This is a genomic window from Kastovskya adunca, assembly GCF_059505785.1.
In genome coordinates this window covers 23,815-40,728 of record NZ_JCACLG010000001.1, presented here as the reverse complement: position 1 = coordinate 40,728, position 16,914 = coordinate 23,815, and the positions used below count along the sequence as shown (strand labels likewise).

The window sequence follows — 16,914 nt, the reverse complement described above, 5'->3', positions numbered from 1 at the left end:
TTAAATGTAATCCCTGCAACAATATGAGGTGGAGCCTCTGATTTACCAATCCCCCATGCTGACCCTGGATAAACAACAACGCAAATGGAACGCGATCGCCAAACAGTTTGAAAAAGTTATTGGCAAAAGCGGAGTCGTTCGCCGCAAAGAGGAGTTACTGACCTACGAATGCGACGGACTAACCAGCTACCGCCAAAAACCAGCCCTTGTGGTGCTGCCGAGAACGACAGAGGAAGTCGCAGCGCTGGTGAAAATTTGCCACCAGAATGACGTTCCCTGGGTAGCACGGGGGGCAGGGACGGGTTTATCCGGCGGTGCCTTACCTATTCAAGATTGCGTTTTGATCGTCACCGCCTTGATGAAGCGCATCCTCGATATTGACTTAGAAAATCAGCGCATCGTTGTGCAACCGGGAGTCATCAACAACTGGGTGACCCAAGCGGTTAGTGGTGCGGGGTTCTACTATGCCCCCGATCCTTCTAGTCAAATCATCTGCTCAATCGGGGGGAACGTTGCTGAAAACTCCGGCGGCGTCCATTGCTTGAAATACGGAGTCACTACCAATCACGTTTTGGGCTTAAAACTCGTCATTCCTGACGGGTCAATTGTGGATGTCGGCGGATTTGTGCCGGAAATGCCGGGGTATGACCTCACCGGAGTATTCGTTGGCTCTGAAGGTACCTTGGGAATTGCCACAGAAATTACCTTAAGAATCTTGAAAACGCCGGAATCGATTTGCGTTCTCTTGGCAGACTTTACCAGCATCGAAGCAGCGGGGGCGGCTGTTGCCGATATCATCAGTGCCGGAATTATTCCGGCTGGCATGGAAATGATGGACAATCTCAGCATCAACGCCGTGGAAGATGTAGTTGCCACTGGGTGCTATCCCAGAGATGCCGGGGCGATTTTGTTGGTGGAAATTGACGGCTTAAGTGTGGAAGTGGCAACCAACAAAAAGCGCATTGGTGAACTTTGCAAAAAAAACGGCGCTAGGGATATTACAACAGCAAGTGACCCCGAAACCCGGATGAAATTGTGGAAAGGGCGCAAAGCTGCTTTTGCGGCGGCGGGTCATCTTAGCCCGGACTACTTCGTGCAAGATGGTGTGATTCCTCGTACACAACTAGTCAGTGTCCTCAAAGAAATTGAAGCCTTAAGCGAGAAATATGGTTACGCGATCGCTAATGTCTTTCACGCGGGAGATGGCAATCTTCACCCCTTGATTCTGTACGACAATTCTATTGAGGGCGCATTGGAAAAGGTGGAAGAGTTAGGCGGTGAAATTCTCCGGCTTTGTGTCAAAGTCGGTGGCAGTATTTCTGGGGAACATGGTATTGGTGCTGATAAGAAATGTTACATGCCAGATATGTTCACCGAAGCTGACATGGAAACAATGCAATTCCTTCGCCAGGTATTTAATCCTAAAGGGTTAGCAAATCCGGGCAAACTTTTCCCTACCCCCCGGACTTGTGGCGAAGCAGCAAGGGCAGTTCCTGCCAAGCTATTTGAGGGCGTAGAGCAGTTTTGATCGCCCCAAAAAATCAAATAAGCATTGACATCGGGTTGTTAAGTGCTAGGGAAGAGAGCAATTAAATCCATTAAAGTGAAATAGGTAAATTTCGAGAACAGCCTGAAGGGAACACTGGTATGCACCTGAGTGAAATAACCCATCCTAACCAGTTGCACGGTCTGTCAATCCGTCAACTGCAGGAGATTGCCCGTCAGATTCGGGAAAAGCACCTCCAAACAGTGGCAGCAAGTGGCGGTCACTTGGGGCCGGGATTGGGGGTTGTGGAATTGACAATCGCCTTATATCAAACCCTTGACCTGGATCGCGATAAGGTCATTTGGGATGTGGGGCACCAAGCCTATCCCCACAAGATGCTCACGGGACGGTACAACCGCTTCCATACTCTGCGGCAGAAGGATGGTGTCGCTGGCTACCTCAAGCGCTGTGAGAGTAAATTTGACCACTTTGGTGCTGGTCACGCCTCTACCAGTATTTCAGCAGGGTTAGGGATGGCACTTGCCCGCGACCTCAAAGGTGAAAACTTTAAAGTAGTTTCGGTGATTGGTGATGGCGCACTAACCGGGGGTATGGCGTTGGAAGCCATCAACCATGCCGGACATTTACCGAAGACGAACATGATGGTGGTGCTAAATGACAATGAAATGTCTATTTCGCCTAACGTTGGTGCAATTCCACGTTACTTGAACAAAATTCGCCTCAGCCCTCCCGTCCAATTCCTGTCTGACAATTTAGAAGAACAATTTAAGAACATTCCCTTTGTTGGCGAGTCCCTGACGCCAGAAATGGAACGGATCAAAGAAGGAATGAAGCGTCTGGCTGTACCGAAAGTCGGCGCAGTGATAGAAGAACTGGGCTTTACGTACATGGGGCCAGTGGATGGTCACAATTTGGAAGATTTGATTTCCACCTTTCAAGCGGCTCACAAGATTTCTGGCCCTGTGTTGGTACATGTGTCAACCATGAAAGGCAAAGGATATGCGATCGCCGAAAAAGACCAGGTTGGCTACCACGCCCAAAGCCCCTTCAACCTCGCCACAGGCAAAGCAATTCCTGCTAGCAAACCCAAGCCCCCAGGCTACTCAAAAGTCTTTGCCCATACCCTGGTGAAACTGGCGGAGAACAACCCGAAAATTGTCGGCATTACCGCCGCCATGGCAACGGGTACAGGCTTAGACAAACTGCAAGCCAAACTCCCCAACCAATACATTGATGTAGGCATTGCCGAACAGCACGCCGCCACCCTCGCGGCGGGACTCGCTTGTGAAGGCATACGACCCGTTGTGGCGATCTATTCCACCTTCTTGCAACGCGGCTACGACCAAATTGTCCACGACATCTGCATCCAAAACCTCCCCGTTTTCTTCTGCCTAGACCGGGCAGGAATTGTCGGTGCTGATGGCCCCACCCATCAGGGGATGTACGACATTGCCTTTTTGCGCTGCCTACCCAACATGGTGTTGATGGCACCGAAGGATGAAGCAGAACTACAGCAAATGGTCGTCACAGGCATCGATTACACCGACGGGCCAATTGCCATGCGCTATCCACGCGGCAACGGCTATGGCGTACCTCTGATGGAAGAGGGCTGGGAAGCATTGCCTATTGGTAAGGGCGAAATCTTACGCAATGGTGATGATGTGCTGTTGGTTGGCTATGGTTCGATGGTTTATCCTGCCATGCAAGCCGCTGAAATTTTGAGCGAACATGGCATTGAAGCGACTGTGGTGAATGCTCGTTTTGCTAAGCCTCTGGATACGGACTTAATCCTGCCCTTGGCGAAGCAAATTGGTAAAGTTGTTACCTTGGAAGAAGGTTGCTTGATCGGTGGATTGGGTTCCGCCGTTGCCGAAGCACTAGTGGATAACAATGTCCTGGTGTCTTTAAAGCGCTTAGGCGTTCCCGATCATTTAGTCGATCACGCCAGTCCAGATCAATCTAAGGCAGAGTTGGGATTGATGCCGTCGCAAATAGCCGAACAGGTGCGGGAATCATTCTTCTCTCAGCAGCCGTCAGTAGTTAGTTAGAATTTTTAACGCCAAGGAACAAGAGAGGCTGATGCAAAGGTCGCAAAGTTTTTTCCTCTGTGTTCCTCCGCGTTCTCCTTGGCGTTTCTCTGCATTAAAATAGGAAATTAATATGTCACCTACCAGCCAGGTTTATGCCGTTATTTGCCACGAAAACCGCGTTCTACTAATCGATCAGACGCGGTTGCCCTCTGAATATACTGTCGTGGAAATTAGTCGCTCTCAAGATATGGCAGAGGCGATTAAAACGATGATTGTTCGAGGCGCACCTGCCATTGGTATTGCTGCTGCCTATGGGATGTATCTTGGGGCGAGAGAGATTCAAACGGAAAACCGAGAGGAGTTTTTAAAGCAGCTAGAAGCCGTTGCCAAGATGTTGCGGCAAACTCGCCCGACAGCCGTGAATTTGTTTTGGGCGATCGCGCGGATGATTAGAACTGCCTACGAAACCATTGGTTCCATCCCCGAAATTCAAGAAATATTGCTAAAAGAGGCACAGGCGATTCAGCTTGAAGATTTACAAACTTGTCAAGCCATAGGCGATCGCGGATTGGAAATTCTCCCCGCCACGCCCCATAAACTCCGCCTCCTCACCCATTGCAATGCTGGGGCGCTCGCTACAGCGGGTTATGGTACTGCCTTGGGTGTTGTCCGTTCTGCCTGGAGAGACGGGCGTCTTGAGCGCCTTTACGCCGACGAAACCCGCCCGCGCCTGCAAGGAGCAAAACTAACCACATGGGAATGCGTCCAAGAAGGCATCCCCGTCACCTTGATTACCGATAGCATGGCAGCCCACTGCATGAAGCAGGGCATGATTGACGCCGTAGTTGTTGGGGCAGATCGCATCGCCGCTAATGGTGACACGGCTAACAAAATTGGCACCTATAGTGTGGCAATTGTCGCCAAAGCCCACAACATCCCCTTCTTCGTCGCCGCCCCCTTATCAACTATCGATTTTGACCTAGCCACAGGTAGCGAAATCCCCATTGAAGAACGCGATCCAGCAGAAATTTACCAGATTGGTAACACCCTCATTTCTCCTGCTGGAATTGATTACTATAACCCCGCCTTCGATGTCACCCCAGCAGAATTGATTACCGCCATCATCACCGAAAGAGGGGCAGTTCCTCCCCATCAGTTGCAACAGTTCCAAATTAAGCAAATGGCTTAGTTTTAGTTGCTTCCATCAAAACCTCTGCGTTAAAAAAAGCACTCACTAGCAGCTTATTAACGAAAAATCAAATCTAACCGCCGCTGGGCATCTTGCAGGGCTTGTTTTGGCGATCGCTTCCCCAGCAAGACTGCCTCAATTGCCCGACCTAAATTTTCCGAAATGCGGCGGTAGCCTCTAAAAAGTGGACGCGATCGCCCATACTTTGCCTGCTCTAAAAATACCTTAACCGCAGGCTGCCCCTCGGCAAACTGTTGATACACCTCGCTTTCCCGTGCCTTCAAATTCACAGGAAGATAGCCTGTTCCCATTGCCCATTGTGTTTGAAACGCCTCACTCATCGCGTATTCAGCAAAGGTAAAAGCTGCCTGTTCTCGTTCCGGCGTCGTTTTGAACACAAACAAATTCTCGCCGCCAATTACGGTGGCATGTCGTTCTTGACGAGGGATAGGCAAAACGGCAAAATCAGCCCCCGTTGCTTGCAACGCGGCTAACGTCCAGGGGCCAGAAAACTCCATCGCCACCTTACCCGCAACAAACCCGTCCATCTCATAACCGCGTTCCGGCAACGATAGTACAGCAGAACCATCATCTAGTAAGTCTCGCCAAAATTGTAGGGCGGCGATCGCTTCGGAAGTCACCAACTGCAAATTTTCCGGATTAGTCGTATTTGCCTTATCTGTCAGTTCCCCGCCAGCACTCCACAAAAACGGCAGCCACATAAACACCGTCCAGTCTCCCTTCCCCAAAGGTAGTAAGATGCCATAGCGATCGCTACGTCCATCACCATCCGTATCGCGAGTTAACTGATGGGCAACTTGCCGCAACTCCTCCCAAGTTTGCGGCATCTGCGTTATCCCCGCCGCTTTAAATAAACTAGGACGGTAAAAAATCCCCGCATTATTCGTCCCAAACGGCACTGACCAAATACGCCCCTGGAACTGCATGGATTCCCACAAGCTAGGATCAAGTTCATCCCCCACAGGCGACGCCGCTAGTAAATCATCTAAAGGACGAATCGCCGCCATTTCCACCAAGCGACCTGTAATCGTGGGGTTGTACCACAACAAATCCGGCGGCGAATTGCCAACAATTGCTGCCAAAATCTTCGGTGTCTGTTGGTCTTCTTGCCCCACATAAAGCGACTCCACTTGAATATCGGAATGCTCTTGATTAAATTGGTCTACCAACGTTTGTAATACATCGCGATTGGATGGCGGATTTACCCCATGCCACAGGGTGATTTTTGTTACCCCACTCTCCGCCGCACTTACTGGTAACAATTGACAGCCTGTTAAAACCAGAAGCATCCAGCCGACGAGGAAGCAGTGACCAAGACGACGCCACATAGTTAGTAATTGAGAGTGCTGGAGAACGAGAAATACCACGGCAATGCTACCCGACTTGAGTCCTAGCTTGTTCTGGAGTCTGCATAGTTAGACTTTGCTGATCTAGCTTCAGGTTTTAGCCTGAGTAGATAGTCTGTCACAATATATAGAGCAAAATTGCTCTCTAGGAAGTACACCTGGAAAAGGGACACCCACACAGGTTGTCCTTCATGTGCGAATCCTTCAAGTTGCATTCATTGTTTTTTATGGCAGGACATAGTAAGTGGGCGAACATTAAGCGTCAGAAGGCAAGAGTAGACGCCAAAAAAGGAAAGACGTTCACTCAGCTTTCACGGGCGATTATTGTGGCGGCGCGTAATGGGGTTCCCGATCCTGAGGGAAATTTTCAGCTTCGTACAGCGATAGACAAGGCAAAAGCAGCAGGCATTCCCAATGACAACATAGAACGCGCGATCGCTAAAGGTGCAGGTACTTATGAAGATGACGCGGATTTAGAAGAAATTCGCTACGAAGGCTATGGCCCCGGCGGTGTCGCCATCCTCATCGAAGCCCTCACGGATAACCGCAACCGTACCGCTGCTGATTTGCGCGAAGCCTTTAAAAAAAATGGTGGCAACCTCGGTGAAACAGGTTGTGTCAGTTGGATGTTTGACCAAAAAGGCGTCGTTACTATCTCTGACAAGGTAGAAGAGGAGCGATTGTTAGAAGCGTCCTTAGCAGGAGAGGCGGATTTTTATGAGTTCCTTGAGGATGGCGAAGTAACGGCTGAGGTGTATACCGATGTCAGTAACTTAGACAACCTCAATCAGACTTTGCGAAATGAAGGTTTACCTGTAAGTGAGATGGAACTACGCTGGATTCCCGGCAATAGTGTTGAAGTCGATGACCCGGAGGTGGCGCGATCGCTTCTGAAACTTCTCGATGCCTTAGAATCCCTAGACGATGTGCAAAACGTCACCGCCAATTTAGAAATGGCTGACGAGTTAATAATGAGTATGGCTTAGAAGAAGTATGAAGGATGAAGGGTGAAGGATGAAGGGTGAAGGATGAAGTATGAAAGAGGTTACTGGTTCTCCTCATCTCCCCTACTCCCCTGCTCCCCTGCTCCCCTACTCCCCTACTCCCCTACTCCCCCGCTCCCCTGCTCCCCTGCTCCCCTGCTCCCCTGCTCCCCCGCTCCCCTGCTCCCCTGCTCCCCTGCTCCCCTGCTCCCCTGCTCAGGACTCAGAACTCAGGACTCAGGACTTTGCCATGTATTCCTTGCTTGCCCCAGTACTTCGCGTCAAAATGAAGGAGAGTAAATATTTTTAACGTTTTAGACGAATTTTTAGAAAATGGTGCTGGAATCGCTCAATCAAACAACCTCAACCTTGCCGTCACCCGCTAATCCATCAGACTTTGATTGCGATATCGCCATTGTTGGTGGTGGTATTGCCGGGGCGACGCTGGCTTGTGCATTGAAAGAGTCGGGGCTGAAGGTTGTAATTATTGAGATCCAACCCAAAGCCGTTGCCGCCGCAAAGCGCCAAGCTTATGCGATTTCTCTTCTTTCTGAACGTATTTTTGAGGGAATTGGAGTTTGGGATAAGATACAGCCAGAAATTGCGACATTTGACAAAATTAGCTTATCTGATGCCGATCATCAAGGAGTGGTGCATTTTCAGCCTGCCGATTTGGGGACAAAGGCACTGGGTTATGTGGGGGAGCATCGTCTGCTTTTAACTGCACTACAGCAGTTTTTAGACGATTGCCCTAATATCTCTTGGTTATGTCCGGCTGAGGTTGTGGGTGTGGAGTATCCCGGAACTGGGGCAAAGATTGAGGTGAAGGTGGAAGGCGAGATGCGGCAGTTGCGATCGCGTTTACTCGTTGCGGCTGATGGAGCGCGATCGCAAATTCGTCATGGGGCTGGAATAAAAACCCGTGGCTGGCAATACTGGCAGTCCTGCGTCACTGCCGTCATCGAAACGGAAAAACCTCATAATAATACTGCCTTTGAGCGCTTTTGGTACAGCGGCCCTATGGGCGTGCTGCCCCTATCGGAAAACCGCTGTCAGGTTGTCTGGACAGCTCCCCACGCAGAAGCCAAAGCCTTAAGAGATTTAGATGAAAAACAATTCCTAGAACTGCTGGAGTACCGCACTGGGGGGCTATTAGGACGATTAAAGTTGATGGGACAACGCTTTGTCTTTCCCGTGCAATTGATGCAAAGCGATCGCTACACCCTCCCCGGATTAGCCCTGATCGGCGATGCGGCTCACTGCTGCCATCCCGTCGGCGGACAAGGCTTAAATATGGGCATTCGCGACGCGGCTGCTTTAGCGCAAGTTTTGCAAGAAGCTGATCAACAGGGTGAAGATATCAGTTCTCTTAACGTGCTGAGGCGCTACGAAGGTTGGCGCAAACGGGAAAACTTCACCATTTTGGGTTTTACTGACTTACTCGATCGGATGTTTTCCAATAGTTGGTTGCCAGTCATCATCGTGCGTCGCTCAGGATTGTGGATGCTACGGCGAATTCCTCTCGTTAAATTCTACGCACTGCAATTGATGACAGGTTTAAGAGGGCGTCTTCCTCAATTAGCGCACTCTAAAGTTCAGAGCAGCATCAAGACACAAACCTGAGCAGGATTTAGGTAAATTGCAACTGTCAATCAGTCAGTTAGACAACATCGAAAGTCAGTTTCAATTTCTCAAGGGATTTAGGTAAATTGCAACTGTTACTAAGCGGAGTTTGTCGTCTTCCTCTCCTTCCAAGCTATTAAGTATCTATTCCCTAGCAAATCCCTACAACCGCGCCGCACAAACTGCCGCACCAATTAACCCCACTCGTGGGTTCAAAATAATATGTACCGGAACCTTTTCTAACAAGGGACTAACCCGCCCTTTTTGAACAAGCGCCCGTAAAAAGCTGCCTTCCTTCAGCAGCGTCAGATTTTTGGTAGCGATTCCACCCGCTACATACAGCCCTCCATAAGGCAAAAGCTTAAGGGCAAGATTCCCGGCTTCTGCACCGTAGGCTTCGACAAACATCTGCATGGTTTGCCGCGAGAGGCGATCCCCATTTATGGCCGCAGCGATCGCGATTGTAGCGGCGGGGTCAACAGTCTTTTCTTTACCCATTTCCTGTTCCCACGTCCGGATTACCTGCCCCACTTCTGGTAATTCTTGGGCAAAATGGCGCTCGCGTAAAAATTGGTAAATCGCCACGATTCCCTGACCAGAAACGACCCGTTCCACCGAAATTCGCTGAACATTGTACTTATCGCGCAAATACTGCAACAGTTGAAACTCTAATTCCGTGCGAGGGGCAAAATCTGCATGTCCCCCCTCCGAAGGAAAGACTTTATAGCTACTAGATGCCAGCTCAATTAAAAAACCTTCCCCCAAACCCGTACCTGCGCCAATGATACCAATGGGGGCACCCGGCTGAGGGGTCATATCTTGCAAGGTATATAGATCTGACGGTTCCAAACCCAAAACACCATAACCCACTGCCTCAAAATCATTAATTAATTTGACCGCAGCAATTCCCAGTTCTATTTCTAAGCGCTCTCTCTCCAGCAACCAGGGGAGATTCGTCAGCTTTGCCGTGTTGTTGACAACAGGGCCAGCGATCGCAAAACACGCCTTTTCCGGTGCTAGTGTTGATCCCAACTGCTGCCCCGCTACCGTTAAAAACTCTTGCACAATCGGCACCAAGTCAGGAAAGTTACCACTGGGGTAAGTCTCCTCGTAAAGTGTCTGCAATTTGTCTGTCTCCAGTGACAGTTTGTTCAATCGCAGGATAGTTTTAGTGCCGCCGATATCTCCAGCTAGTAGTAGTGTCATGCATCCTTTGTAGTTTTTTAGCGATCGCGTGCCAGTTGTCAGTTTCAATAACTTATAACACTCTATTTTTTCAATTAAAGCGAATGACGCTCTCGCTTTGACTAAGGTGAGACGTATCTCCCTTAAGTTTCATCTCCCATTTGTCATTTTGGCGCACGATTTTAACTAGACAACACAACACCGCATTCACTTCCGGTGTTCCACCCAGTAATCCTTGAGCCGTCCCCACCACCGAAGCACCATGACCCACCAGCAAAATGTCTTCGGAAAACTCAGCAACCAGACGTTTTGCCGTTTCCTCTGTGCGTTTCAGCACATCCTCGCTCGTTTCAGGATAATGCGCCAAGACACAGGAAGTATAGCTGAGATCGATCCGGGGAAACTTCTCCTTCAACGCTGCCAATGACAATCTTTCCGGCATCGTTGGCATCCATTCTGGATTTAGCCATTCGCTCAATCCAGCCTCTACCTTAATCGGTAAATCCAGCGCCTCAGCCACTTGGTTAGCCGTCTCTATGGTTCGCAAAAAGGGCGAAGCAAAAATGTGAGCAATTCCTTCCCCGACCAGGCGTTGACCTAATTCTTTGGCTTGTATAACACCATCGTCGGACAAAGGGGGATCGTAGGGACGTTCTGCGGTGTCAAACCACTCCGGCTTGACAAAATCAAGACGGTTTCCGTGTCTGGCAATCCAAATTGTTTGGCTCATTGTTTGTCAGTAGTCAGTTGCCTGCGATCGGTTGAAGCGCTAGAAAGTTTTGACTTTTGAGTGTAGAGTATTGAATTCAAGCTAATTAACCTCTCAAAGGTCAAAACTCAGAACTCCTTGCCTGTCCTCAATTGGGAGATTTTTCCGATTTTGTTTTCCAGGATGCATTTGTTTAGACCCTACCTGGGTAATCTCATAGTTAACAATCCTATTAGTTGTACTAGTCTTCGAGGCTCCAGGAAATAAAGCCATCCCTTGTTCAGAAATGTTACAATAGTTAACGATGCACTGCTTTACATAAAAAACTTTTGAGACATTCATGATTTTGATAGGTCTACTGGCAGCAACGGCTGTACTAGTAGTAAACTTAATTTTTCTACAGCCTGTTAGCGATTATTCGGCGTTGGTGCCTGTATTGGGTACGCGCCCCACTACGCAACACAAGTTCAAAATCTTCTCAGAGAAAACACATCGCTCGATTCCCTCTTAAGTCCGATTCAAACGCCAGCATTACACTCTTTTAACTCAATTTGTTACTTAAGCGAGCGCTATGAAAACTGCTCAGACCTCTACAGATCTAGTTCGTACCTATCTGCGAGAAATTGGTCGCGTGCCGCTACTGACCCATGAGCAGGAAATTCTTTATGGAAAACAGGTACAGCGACTGACTTCTTTACAGGAAGTTAAAGAGACCCTATTTGATCAGCAGGGTCATGAACCTACCTTTTTGGAATGGGCGAAAGCGTGTGATTTATCAAACGCCGAGCTACAATCCTGTGTTGCGGCTGGCGAATTAGCCAAACGTAAAATGGTGGAAGCCAATCTTCGCTTAGTCGTATCGGTGGCGAAGAAGTACATTAAGCGTAACGTAGACTTGCTGGATTTGATTCAGGAAGGCACGATTGGGATGCAGCGAGGGGTGGAAAAGTTTGACCCAACTAAGGGGTATCGTTTTTCTACTTATGCTTACTGGTGGATTCGGCAGGCAATTACGCGAGCGATCGCTGAAAAAGGACGCACGATTCGTCTCCCGATTCATATCACTGAAAAGCTCAACAAAATCAAGAAAGCCCAGCGTCAACTCGCTCAACAACTAGGACGAGCCGCCACTGTTTTAGAGCTAGCAACAGAACTGGAATTGACCCCTAAGCAGGTGCGTGAGTACCTAGAACGGGCGCGTCAACCGTTATCGCTAGACTTGCGAGTCGGAGATAATCAGGACACCGAGCTGGTAGAACTCCTCGAAGACACTGGCCCTTCTCCAGAAGACTTCGTTACTCAGTCGGCGATGCAAGTGGATTTAGAAAAGCTGATGGCAGATTTGACACCCCAACAACGCGAGGTACTATCCCTCCGTTTTGGCTTGGCAGATGGGCAGGCAATGACATTAGCCAAAATTGGCGATCGCCTCAACCTCAGCCGCGAACGTGTACGCCAAATTGAACGCGAAGCCCTCGCTAAACTCCGCAAACGCAAAACTGATATGCGTGAATACATCGCTGCTAGTTAAGTAAATAAGTGTCAAAAGCAGCAAAATTAATCAGCAGGTGGGTTTAAAACCCGCCTTTTTTTTTGAGTTTCTACACAGCTAACTTTGATTTGGTGATTTTGCACCGCTATAGTACAATTGTACTGAAAAAGATTGTTACGTAGCCACTCGATATCGCTATGAGAGAAGAAGGCACAAGAATGCGATTAATTCGGGACAACAGCGAGCCACTACAGCCACAATCTATAGAGCAAGAAGAGGCACGTCAGTTACCCGCAATAGTACAGTTGCCACCACTGACTCCCCAAAAAACAGGATTTGCTGTTCCCACCCCGTCATCTCCACAGAGGCTACAACAACGCACAACGGATGGATTGAAACGTTTGGAAAGTCAAGCTAAACGAATAAATTTACTTTCAACGCAATTAGAAACAGCAGTTTTGGAATTCAAAGCGATCGCCTCAGAAATCAACAGAGACTGGAAGGCTATTCAATCAAGCCGTGAACCCTCTACTTATGCCTCTATCTGCGAGTACCGCGCTACTGCTGTTCCCCAGGTTGTCTCCAAGCAAGATGGCTCCTTTAAGCTGATTGCCCGACCTGTAGACTTATTTCAAGCCGAACGAGAAGCGTCATTGTTAGCACAGGTATTACGACGTCGAGCTAGAAAAAAGCAGTCAACCCGTCGCAAGAAGTATTAAAGCAAAGCGGCTGCTTCACATTTCGGAAACACCCGCTTCTTTGCCAGACGCTACCACCAGCATCAAGGCGCTGTCGTTCATGAGCGATCGCATCATGCCCAACCTAGTCCTAGGGTGTAGGAACGCGATCGCTTTTCCGCACAAAGAGTGCAATACTTCCGAGAACTAGAAATGCGATTCCCCACCAAAGGGAGCTACCTGGGACGAGACTGAGCAATAGCGTCACAATTCCCGAAGTAATCAGCGACCACCCTACTGTTGTTTGATACTGCATAAGTTACAACTAATACCTTTTACTTAAATGTCTTTTGAGTAGAGGATAATTCACCCTACTCTATTACTTAAGGTAGCTAAAACATCAAACAATAACCTCCGTCAATTGGCATAATGCCTAAGCGGGTTTCGGCTGAAATTGAAGGATTAAGTTTGTCGCCTACCTCCGCTTCTCCCCTCAAAAAAAGGATTTTAGATTTTTCTAACCATCAGCAATGGAATTCCTAATAAGGATAGAAGAATGCTTTGAATAATTGGCGTTTGATCATTCAACCGACTCTTCTATCGGATTAATTTCTTCGGGGTTAGACGTTCTTCAAAATCGTCATTTATTGCTGGAATTCCGGAGTTTAGTTGAAGTTATGAATCAATTTCAATCTTATTTACCTGATGGAACGACCGCCAAATGGATGCTAGACGACTATCACCGCATGATTGAAGTCGGACTTTTAGAAAGTCGTCACGTCGAACTTTTAAACGGAGAAATCATCGAAATGCCCCCAGAGGGTGCAGAACACGCCCAGCAGAGTACCGATACCGCCGACTACTTAAAACAATTGGGAAACCGTGCCGTCGTGCGCGATGCTAAGCCAATTACCCTACCCGATAGCGCCAGTGAACCCGAACCCGACTTAGCCATTGTCGAACCCCTGCGTCCCTTGTATCGTACTCGTCATCCTTATCCCGAAAACATATTTTGGCTGATCGAATACGCTAACACCACCCTCAGTAAAGACCTCAATATCAAGCGCAAAACCTACGCCGCCGCCTCAATTCAAGAGTATTGGGTTATAGACTTAAAACATCGACAACTTAAGGTATTCCGCGAACCTGTTAATGGCGACTACGCGAGTGAAGAAACATTAACAACTGGAGAAATTCGTCCCCTAGCATTTTAAGACGTTGTGGTTTCAGTGCAACGATTGTTAGAAGGATAAGACCATGATCGCCTCCCCCCAACACCCCTACCTTACAGCCGACGAATACCTGCAACTGGAGGAACAAAGCCCCGTCAAACACGAATACATCGACGGACAAATCTACGCGATGGCAGGTGCCAGCGACCCCCACGTTACCATCGCCCTCAACCTAGCGACCCTCCTCCGCAACCACGTCCGAGGCTCCGGTTGCCGCGTCTACATCTCCGACATGAAAGCCCGGATCGAAACCCTGAATCGATTCTACTACCCCGATGTGATGGTTACTTGTGACTCCCGCGACCAAGAAAAACCCACCTACAAACGATTTCCCACTCTGATCATCGAAGTGTTATCCGACTCCACCGAAGCCTTCGACCGAGGCGATAAGTTTGCCGACTACCAAGAACTCGATAGCCTGCGCGAGTATGTCTTAATCAACACCAAACGTACTCGCGTCGAGTGCTTCCGTCGCAACGATGAGGGACTGTGGGTATTGCAGTCCTACACCCCAGAACAGAGAGCATTTCGCCTCGACAGTATCGACTTTGAGGGAACCCTAGAAACGCTTTACGAAGACGTAGTGTTCGGATAGCTGGGTAAATTTGGGAATACTAAATCAGGAGTCCTTTCGTAAACGTTTCCGATGGCATCCAATTTCGACTTCCTGCAAAATCGTTACCCTACCCTCTACGAACACGCCACCCACGCCGAAGCCTTGTCTACAGTGCCCCCCGTGCCAGTTGCTTCTATACCCGCTTCACCTTAGAGCAAGCCGTTCACTGGCTCTACTCAAACGACCCTTACCTCCAACTTCCCTACGCCAATAATCTCGGTGCGCTCATCCACGAGCAAACCTTTCAAGACAACCTGAAACCGGGACTGTTTCCCAAAATCCGCGCCATCCACAAGATGGGGAACATCGCCGTCCACGACTCCACCTCCATCACCCAACGGGATGCCCTCAACTCTAAGACTACCTGACCCAAAATGGCGTGATGGACCCTGGTTTGCTCTATGAGCCTCCCTTCACCGATTCACATCCAGAAGGCTTGGATGGCGTGTTTAGAGACAACGATGCCGATCAAATTATCTCGCTTGTGCGCTCCTTTAACGAAACCGTAGAGGTAGAGTTTGGGGTAGCTTGATAGCCAATTGGTCACGTTGAAAGGGCGATCGCTTTTTGAGCTGCTAGCGACATCTTTGCCTACTGGCTAACCATAGGGAAATTTCGGCGATTTGGTAGATTCAGCGACGTTCAGAGCCAACTAGAAAGTCAAAGTAGTGCGGATGGTTCCGATATAGACCGTCTCATTATTGTCATTATGTTCTGGGTTGGTAATTACAAAGAAACCTGGAGTAATCGCAATATCATCTGTGAGCTGATAACGATAAAACGCTTCCAGATGTAGAGAAGTGTCCCTATCCTCAAAGTCAGCATCGAAGTCATTTTCAGTAGTCTTCGGGGGTTGACCAATCACAATACCCCCCAAACTGCCCTCATTACCAAGATCGGGGAAACCCAAAAGTACAGCCCAAGTAAAAATATCGGCTTCTGGTTCATTGCTGAGGTCTTCAGCTTTGGCTTGAATCCAACCAACCCGACCTCCAAGGCTAAAGGTAGGACTGATTCGCAAAGAGGCTTCGGCTCCAAACGAGTTGGCGATTACTTGGTCAGCATCGCCATCAAATGGGTCATTAGCGATAGCACTACCTGTTCCCGTGCGGAAGCTGTTGTAGGAACGCACGTAGGTTAAACTTAACCCTACAGCTTCACTGGGTTGCAAAATTAATTGTGCGCTCGCTCCATAAGGGCCATCAAAAATCCCCTCTTCAGGGTCGTCGGGGTCACTAGCAATATACCCGAAAGACAAATTAACGGTCTTTCCAAAATTGTGAAAGATGCCAATTCCCGCTCCATCTCCTTGTCGCCGGATTGGATTCTCTCGCCCAAATGTGGAGATGGAACCCTCGCTACTACCGCTAAATAAAGGACTGACTGTAGGCATAAGGTCGCCCAAACCTATGCCAGCAACGCCGAGATAGACTCTTGTATTCTTACCGAGTGGAAAGCGATATTCCACCTCGTCAAGTTCCAGTTCATTGTCATCATCCCCATCAAACCCCAGATTCGCCATTCTCGTACCTGTGGCATCTTCCAATTCAGGGACGTTGCGACCTTGTAGGCGGAATTTCAGCTCATCTTCTCCTGTAAAGCTTGTCTCAAAGCCTAGGCGTACCCTGTTGCTAACAGTCAGATTATCGTCCACGGGTTCACCACTCCCATCAGCTTTTTCACCACCAGCCACCCCAATGGCAGCAATGATCACTTCTCCTTCAAACTCGGTAGTGGTTGAAAACTGCTGTGCTTCTAAAGTAGTTGTTCTGGCTTCTAAGTTGTCTAACTGTCCTCGAAGAGCAATTAATTCTGTTGAAAATTCCTCCTGCAACCGCTGGAGTGTGGTCAGGTCTTCCCGATCCACTAAATTAGTTGTGTTATTGGCAATCAGTGTATTAATTTGATTCAAACAGGCATTCAATCCAGCAGCAAACTCATATCGAGTTAGGGTTCTATTGCCTCGATAGGTACTATCAGGATATCCCGTGATGCAACCATAGCGCTCTACTAGCGATCGCAGAGCCTGAAATGCCCAATCATCAGGACGGACATCTGATAGCTGAGAAACAGATGTAACTTGCTCCATCGCGCTGTTTTCCTGGGTTTCTTGGTTCAGTTCTTCCCAAGTAGGTGTAGGCTGTTCTGGGGTTACAGTTTCTTGCTCTATCACTGTTTCTGTTGGCAAAAGCTCACTAGCGAGTGCGGTATTTGTTAGTAGCAGTGGGTAAGTCAAGGCAGCTAACCCAAGCCTGAAGTAATACCAATTTCTAATGATGCTACAGATTAGATCCCCCCGACGCC

15 protein-coding genes and 1 pseudogene are annotated in these 16,914 nt (G+C 48.7%); 11 read left to right on the top strand and 5 right to left on the bottom strand.

Annotated features, from left to right (window positions below; translation table 11 throughout):
* Positions 1-55 precede the first annotated feature (55 nt).
* The 3 genes from glcD (at position 56) to mtnA (ending at position 4,726) form a co-directional block, all read left to right on the top strand.
* Positions 56-1,528 (top strand): glycolate oxidase subunit GlcD, encoded by a 1,473-nt coding sequence (glcD, locus tag AC5JR3_RS00185; RefSeq protein WP_495841830.1) that lies wholly within the window; start codon positions 56-58, stop codon positions 1,526-1,528.
* 119 nt (positions 1,529-1,647) lie between these two features.
* The gene (dxs, locus tag AC5JR3_RS00180; RefSeq protein WP_495841828.1) at positions 1,648-3,555 is read left to right on the top strand and encodes a 1-deoxy-D-xylulose-5-phosphate synthase; all 1,908 of its coding nucleotides are present in this window, start codon (positions 1,648-1,650) and stop codon (positions 3,553-3,555) included.
* Between the two features lie 112 nt (positions 3,556-3,667).
* The gene (gene mtnA, locus AC5JR3_RS00175; RefSeq protein WP_495841826.1) at positions 3,668-4,726 is read left to right on the top strand and encodes an S-methyl-5-thioribose-1-phosphate isomerase; all 1,059 of its coding nucleotides are present in this window, start codon (positions 3,668-3,670) and stop codon (positions 4,724-4,726) included.
* Between the two features lie 56 nt (positions 4,727-4,782).
* Here the strand turns inward: mtnA and AC5JR3_RS00170 are convergent, their stop codons facing one another.
* On the bottom strand, positions 4,783-6,075 hold the full coding sequence (locus AC5JR3_RS00170; RefSeq protein ID WP_495841824.1) for an ABC transporter substrate-binding protein: 1,293 nt from the start codon (positions 6,073-6,075) through the stop codon (positions 4,783-4,785).
* A gap of 245 nt (positions 6,076-6,320) precedes the next feature.
* Between AC5JR3_RS00170 and AC5JR3_RS00165 the strand changes: the two genes are divergently transcribed.
* Together AC5JR3_RS00165 and AC5JR3_RS00160 are read left to right on the top strand one after the other, a co-directional pair.
* Positions 6,321-7,079 carry a YebC/PmpR family DNA-binding transcriptional regulator gene (locus tag AC5JR3_RS00165; RefSeq protein WP_495841822.1) on the top strand — a complete coding sequence of 253 codons (759 nt, stop codon included), beginning with the start codon at positions 6,321-6,323 and terminating at the stop codon, positions 7,077-7,079.
* Positions 7,080-7,409: 330 nt separating this feature from the next.
* Positions 7,410-8,699 carry an FAD-dependent hydroxylase gene (locus AC5JR3_RS00160; RefSeq protein ID WP_495841820.1) on the top strand — a complete coding sequence of 430 codons (1,290 nt, stop codon included), beginning with the start codon at positions 7,410-7,412 and terminating at the stop codon, positions 8,697-8,699.
* A gap of 162 nt (positions 8,700-8,861) precedes the next feature.
* Here AC5JR3_RS00160 and AC5JR3_RS00155 read toward each other — a convergent pair whose 3' ends face one another.
* Both AC5JR3_RS00155 and AC5JR3_RS00150 read right to left on the bottom strand, forming a co-directional pair.
* Positions 8,862-9,905, bottom strand: a complete 1,044-nt coding sequence (locus AC5JR3_RS00155) for a glucokinase (protein ID WP_495841964.1) — start codon at positions 9,903-9,905, stop codon at positions 8,862-8,864.
* A 70-nt stretch (positions 9,906-9,975) separates the two neighbouring features.
* The gene (locus AC5JR3_RS00150) at positions 9,976-10,614 is read right to left on the bottom strand and encodes a histidine phosphatase family protein (protein ID WP_495841818.1); all 639 of its coding nucleotides are present in this window, start codon (positions 10,612-10,614) and stop codon (positions 9,976-9,978) included.
* Positions 10,615-11,164: 550 nt separating this feature from the next.
* On the opposite strand from AC5JR3_RS00150, the gene AC5JR3_RS00145 reads away from it, so the two are divergent.
* On the top strand, positions 11,165-12,124 hold the full coding sequence (locus tag AC5JR3_RS00145; protein ID WP_495841816.1) for an RNA polymerase sigma factor, RpoD/SigA family: 960 nt from the start codon (positions 11,165-11,167) through the stop codon (positions 12,122-12,124).
* A 179-nt stretch (positions 12,125-12,303) separates the two neighbouring features.
* The gene (locus AC5JR3_RS00140; protein ID WP_495841814.1) at positions 12,304-12,804 is read left to right on the top strand and encodes a hypothetical protein; all 501 of its coding nucleotides are present in this window, start codon (positions 12,304-12,306) and stop codon (positions 12,802-12,804) included.
* A 109-nt stretch (positions 12,805-12,913) separates the two neighbouring features.
* Here the strand turns inward: AC5JR3_RS00140 and AC5JR3_RS00135 are convergent, their stop codons facing one another.
* Positions 12,914-13,078: a hypothetical protein gene (locus tag AC5JR3_RS00135; protein ID WP_495841812.1), complete on the bottom strand. Its 165-nt coding sequence runs from the start codon at positions 13,076-13,078 to the stop codon at positions 12,914-12,916.
* A gap of 361 nt (positions 13,079-13,439) precedes the next feature.
* Here AC5JR3_RS00135 and AC5JR3_RS00130 point away from each other — a divergent pair, with 361 nt between their 5' ends.
* From AC5JR3_RS00130 to AC5JR3_RS00115, 4 genes and pseudogenes are all read left to right on the top strand, one after another.
* A complete protein-coding gene (locus AC5JR3_RS00130) occupies positions 13,440-13,976 on the top strand; it encodes a Uma2 family endonuclease (RefSeq protein WP_495841810.1) in 537 nt (178 codons plus the stop codon).
* Between the two features lie 43 nt (positions 13,977-14,019).
* The gene (locus AC5JR3_RS00125) at positions 14,020-14,589 is read left to right on the top strand and encodes a Uma2 family endonuclease (RefSeq protein ID WP_495841808.1); all 570 of its coding nucleotides are present in this window, start codon (positions 14,020-14,022) and stop codon (positions 14,587-14,589) included.
* Positions 14,590-14,640: 51 nt separating this feature from the next.
* A pseudogene (locus AC5JR3_RS00120) lies at positions 14,641-14,963 on the top strand (DUF4145 domain-containing protein); the annotation flags it as partial.
* Positions 14,964-14,992: 29 nt separating this feature from the next.
* Positions 14,993-15,142: a hypothetical protein gene (locus tag AC5JR3_RS00115; RefSeq protein ID WP_495841806.1), complete on the top strand. Its 150-nt coding sequence runs from the start codon at positions 14,993-14,995 to the stop codon at positions 15,140-15,142.
* A 120-nt stretch (positions 15,143-15,262) separates the two neighbouring features.
* On the opposite strand, the gene AC5JR3_RS00110 is transcribed toward AC5JR3_RS00115, so the two are convergent.
* Positions 15,263-16,846 (bottom strand): iron uptake porin, encoded by a 1,584-nt coding sequence (locus AC5JR3_RS00110; RefSeq protein WP_495841804.1) that lies wholly within the window; start codon positions 16,844-16,846, stop codon positions 15,263-15,265.
* Positions 16,847-16,914: the final 68 nt, after the last annotated feature.